The 5,408-nt window shown below is 55.1% G+C and carries 1 tRNA gene and 3 rRNA genes; all 4 read right to left on the reverse strand.

The annotated features are described in order from the left end of the window. Window positions 1–75: 75 nt before the first annotated feature. Window positions 76–197: ribosomal RNA gene (rrf, locus tag ACFQJC_RS16915) — 5S ribosomal RNA — on the reverse strand. Between the two features lie 120 nt (window positions 198–317). After that, window positions 318–3,233, reverse strand: a 23S ribosomal RNA gene (locus ACFQJC_RS16920). Window positions 3,234–3,454: 221 nt separating this feature from the next. After that, window positions 3,455–3,526 (reverse strand) — tRNA-Ala (locus ACFQJC_RS16925). Between the two features lie 94 nt (window positions 3,527–3,620). Next, window positions 3,621–5,093, reverse strand: a 16S ribosomal RNA gene (locus ACFQJC_RS16930). Together the 16S, 23S and 5S rRNA genes with 1 tRNA gene alongside form the textbook arrangement of a ribosomal RNA operon. Between the last annotated feature and the right edge of the window lie 315 nt (window positions 5,094–5,408).

The raw sequence follows: 5,408 nt of genomic DNA on the forward strand, positions 1-5,408 counted from the left end.
GACCGACTCGCTATAAATGAAAAAAGCCCAGCGGGCGCGAACGCGCCTGCTGGGCTGTGATATGAGTAGTATGAGTGGAGGCGGCGAACGGGATTTCCCAGAGGATCGCTCACTCCAGTACTGACCAGTACGCTGACGAGCTTAACTGCCGTGTTCGGGATGGGTACGGGTGTTACCTCGTCGCTGTGGCCGCCTTAATGCCGACCAACGGAATCGAACCGTTGCGTGGACCATCATCGGTGTGGGCCGAATCTTCGTGTGTACGTGCAATCCAGTTTGCGCCTGGACTCGTTCTCCGAGTCCAGTGCAGAATCATATGAATGTGGCTTGGACTGTTAGTGCTCGCGGGCTAAACAACTCGTTGCCTCGTTGCGTACACCCCGAGTCTATCGAACTCGTCTTCTACGAGTGTCCTCAGTGGAATTTCTTTTCCGTGTGGGTTTCGAGCTTAGATGCGTTCAGCTCTTACCCCGTGGTGCGTAGCTGCCCGGCATCTGCCCTTTCGGACAACCGGTACACCAGTGGCACCCATTCGTAGTTCCTCTCGTACTATACGAACGTTCACGTCAAATTCCTTTACACCCCCAATAGATAGCAGCCGACCTGTCTCACGACGGTCTAAACCCAGCTCACGACCTCCTTTAATAGGCGAACAACCTCACCCTTGCCCGCTTCTGCACGGGCAGGATGGAGGGAACCGACATCGAGGTAGCAAGCCACCGGGTCGATATGTGCTCTTGCCGGTGACGACTCTGTTATCCCTAAGGTAGCTTTTCTGTCATCTACGGGTCCCATGAATGAACCTCGTAGGTTCGCTAGACCACGCTTTCGCGTCAGCGACACTCGTTGGGAATGTCACTGTCAGACTTCCGTTTGCTCTTGCGCTCTTCCACGAGTTTCCGACTCGCGTGAGGAAATCTTTGGGCGCGCTCGATATCTTTTCGAGCGCGTACCGCCCCAGTCAAACTGCCCGGCTACCGGTGTCCTCTTCCCAGAGTGAGAGTCGCAGTCACTAACGGGTAGTATTTCAGTGTTGCCTCGGTGGCCCGCTGGCGCGGGTACCTGTGTAACGGCTCCTACCTATGCTGCACATTAGCGACCACGTCTCAGCGACAGCCTGCAGTAAAGCTCTATAGGGTCTTCGCTTCCCCTTGGGGGTCTCCAGACTCCGCACTGGAACGTACTGTTCACCGGGCCCAACGTTGGGACAGTGACGCTCTCGTTGATCCATTCATGCAAGCCGCTACTGAAGCGGCAAGGTACTACGCTACCTTAAGAGGGTCATAGTTACCCCCGCCGTTGACGGGTCCTTCGTCCCATTGTAATGGGTGTTCAGATACCCGCACTGGGCAGGATTCAGTGACTGTACGAGTCCTTGCGGATTTGCAGTCACCTATGTTGTTACTAGACAGTCGGAGCGTCCGAGTCACTGCGACCTGCTCGATCAAGAGCAGGCATCCCTTATCGCGAACTTACGGGACCAATTTGCCGAATTCCCTAACGTCGGTTATTCCCGACAAGCCTTGGCTTTCTCTGCCTGCGCACCTGTGTCGGATCTCGGTACGATCGCTTGCTCGTCTTTTCACGGGCTCTAGGTACGACCGACTTTCGCTATCTCACCATTCTTCCGCTTCGTGCCATTACGGCTTCCACGGAGTTCGATGATTCGACGGGGCGAAGGCCCCGCTCGGTGGTTCCCAAAGCGTCGACTTTTGTTGCAAGACGGTACTGGAATATTAACCAGTTTCCCTGTCATCCCATTCGAGTTACGGTGGGACTTAGGATCGACTAACCCTCGGCTGAATGACAGTGCCGAGGAACCCTTGCGCGTAAGGCCGTCGGGGTTCACACCCGACTCTCGCTGCTACTGAGACCAAGATTTTCGTTACTGTTCGGTCCACACGAGTTCTCACCCGTGCTTCCACCCAAACAGAATGCCAACCTACGGAATCGTACTTAGAAGTACGTCGCCAGGTCTCGGAAGTGGATTTGAGCCCCGATCATTTTCGACGCCTCGAACCTCGGCCGGTAAGCTGTTACGCTTTTCTTAGAGGGTAGCTGCTTCTAAGCTCACCTCCCGGCTGTTTAGGGCTCGAGACAATCTTCGAATCGCACTTAATCCACATTTAGGGTCCTTAACCTAGCTCTGGGTTGTCTCCCTCACGGACCACAAGCTTACCCCGCAGTCCGGACTCCCTGAGTCTACGACGTCTGTAAGTTCGGAGTTTGACAGGGAAGCGAACTCCTCTCGGAGGCCGGTTTCCCAATCGGTCGCTCTACCTCACAGACTATCTCATCAGAGGTCATGCTTCGACATGTTTCGGTTGGAACCAGCTGTTGCCAAGTTCGATGGGCCTTTCACCCCTACACCAGAGTCACGAGAGGGTATTGTAGGACACCAACTCTATCGGGCCTCCACGCAGCTTTCGCCACGCTTCACCCTGCTCCGGCGTAGATCACTTGGTTTCGGGTCGTATCCGTTTGACTCCCCGCCCTTGAAGACGGTGGCCCTCGCACAAAGTGCTGCGGCCGTATCGGTTTCCCTGTGCCTTCGGGGGTTCACCCCTTAGACTCGCCAAACAAATACACTCCTTGGTTCGTTTTTCAAAACGCACGACGTAACATCGGCTTCTGACGAATCTTACTACGAGTTCGCACTCAGTTCATTCTTTGTCAGACCTTTTATGCCACGTCGCTCTATCGCCAACTGATTTCAAGCCCTATTGCACCGCCCTTTTCGGGGTGCTTTTCAGCGTTCGCTCACGCTACTTGTTCGCTATCGGTCTCGAGGAGTGTTTAGTCTTCGCGGTTGATGCCCGCGGAATTCACGAGGGATATCCAACCCCCGCTATTCTGGAACAACCCCAGAAACTATCATCTACACTACGGGGTTGTCACCCTGTATCACGCTCTGTTCCAAGAGACTTCGTGTAGAATCCAGTTTCGTGTTGGGTAGTCCGTACACCACATTGCCCGTGAGGGCTTCGGTTTGGACTGTGTCGCTTTCACTCGCCGTTACTCACGATATCGCGGTTGCTTTCTTTTCCTGCACCTACTAAGATGTTTCAATTCGGTGCGTTCCCCATTGCGCAAGGCAATTGCGTGGGGATTCCCATTCGGAGATCTTCAGTTCTTCGCCTCCATGCGGCTCCCTGAAGCTTTTCGCAGCTTGGCACGTCCGTCATCGGCTCTCGAGCCGAGCTATCCACCAGCTGGCACAGTAGCCAGTTGTGTATGATTATGTTGCACTGTGACCCGGAGAACGGGTCCAGTGGACGCCTGGATTGCACGTACACACGGTTTCATCATACGCCCAGTAGACTTCTGGCACGTATTCGACCCTTCCCAACCGCACTTGCGCGGGTTGGTGCATCTGTCGTCAATGTCCATCCCTTCGTATCGCCGTCCCACACTTAAGGGGCACGACTCAACGAGGGTTGAACACTGCTTACCATGGACCCACAGGGATTCGAACCCTGGGCATCCTCCTTGCAAAGGAGGCACTCTACCACTGAGCTATGGGCCCTACTGTTAGCTTTGATAGTTCTAAGGTGTCCGAATGGAGTGCCGAGTGGACCGTATGAATGGTGAGCCACCCCATCGGGGTGGTCTCGGATGTTAGGAGGTGATCCAGCCGCAGATTCCCCTACGGCTACCTTGTTACGACTTAAGCCCCCTTGCGAAGCCCAGATTCGACTACCGTGTGGTAGCCTCATCCGGACCTCACTCGGGTGCTTTGACGGGCGGTGTGTGCAAGGAGCAGGGACGTATTCACCGCACTCTTCTGAAATGCGATTACTACCGAATCCAGCTTCATGAGGGCGAGTTTCAGCCCTCAATCCGAACTACGATCGAGTTTCGGAGATTAGCGTTCTCTTTCGAGATAGCAACCCATTGTCTCGACCATTGTAGCCCGCGTGTTGCCCAGCTCATTCGGGGCATACTGACCTACCGTTGCCCGTTCCTTCCTCCGCTTTAGCAGCGGCAGTCCTCCTAATGTACCCAACCAGTCGAAACTGTTGCTGGCAATTAGAAGTGCGGGTCTCGCTCGTTGCCTGACTTAACAGGACGCCTCACGGTACGAGCTGACGGCGGCCATGCACCTCCTCTCTATAGCATCGTGTCAAGGTCATCAACCTGAACGTCATCACTATAGTCGGAGCTGGTGAGATGTCCGGCGTTGAGTCCAATTAAACCGCAGGCTCCTCCGGTTGTAGTGCTCCCCCGCCAATTCCTTTAAGTTTCATCCTTGCGGACGTACTTCCCAGGCGGCTCGCTTCTCGGCTTCCCTACGGCACAGCACAGGCGCGTAGCCTGTGCCACACCTAGCGAGCATCGTTTACGGCTAGGACTACCCGGGTATCTAATCCGGTTCGAGACCCTAGCTTTCGTCCCTCACCGTCGGATTCGTCTTCTCGAGGTGCTTTCGCCATCGGTGGTCCGTCCAGGATTACGGGATTTCACTCCTACCCCGGACGTACCCCTCGAGCCTTCCGATCCCAAGCCACGTGGTTTCCACCGGACGCCCGCCAGTTGAGCTGGCGGATTTCCCGATGGACCTTCGAGGCCGGCTACGGACGCTTTAGGCCCAATAAAATCGGTCATCACTTGAGCTGCCGGTATTACCGCGGCGGCTGGCACCGGTCTTGCCCAGCTCTTATTCGCCGACCACCTTACGGTCGGAAAAAGCGAGGACGATATGCCCTCGCACTTGGGGTCCCCTTATCGCACTGGCGTGCAGTGTAAAGGTTTCGCGCCTGCTGCGCCCCGTAGGGCCCGGAATCTTGTCTCAGATTCCGTCTCCGGGCTCTTGCTCTCACAACCCGTACCGATTATCGGCACGGTGGGCCGTTACCCCACCGTCTACCTAATCGGCCGCAGCCACATCCAACAGCGCCTGAGCGTTTGAGAGAATCGGCATTCCAGCATGACTCTCTTATGAACTATTAGCCTCAGTTTCCCGAGGTTATCGTTCTCTGTTGGGTAGTTTGACCACGTGTTACTGAGCTTTCCGCCACGAGTCTGAACTCGTGCAACTAGCATGGCTAAATCGGACCCCAATAGCAATGACCTCCGGCAGGATCAACCGGAATGGGTCGCGGCCATCCTCTCATAAGAGGGATGGACGCGGGTTTGGCGGATGATATTGCTTGCATGGTTCGCTTGCAATGTCACCGTATAATGTCATTATAGGTCCAAGTTCGGCGAATCCATTCGGATGTCACCGAACTATCAAAGCTAACATCAGATATCGTCTTACGGCGTACCGCAGGGGCGAAATCCTCATTTCCTTCGGACCTGAATCGAAGCGATTCGAGGGTATAAACCCTTCGAACCCCGTTCGGGTTGGGTCCGTGAATCAGGACGCGTTGAAGCGCCCTGAAATCGCGTTGTTGTCTTGTGCATTC

It is taken from the genome of Haloferax namakaokahaiae, assembly GCF_042663225.1.
Classification (GTDB): Archaea; Halobacteriota; Halobacteria; order Halobacteriales; family Haloferacaceae; genus Haloferax; species Haloferax namakaokahaiae.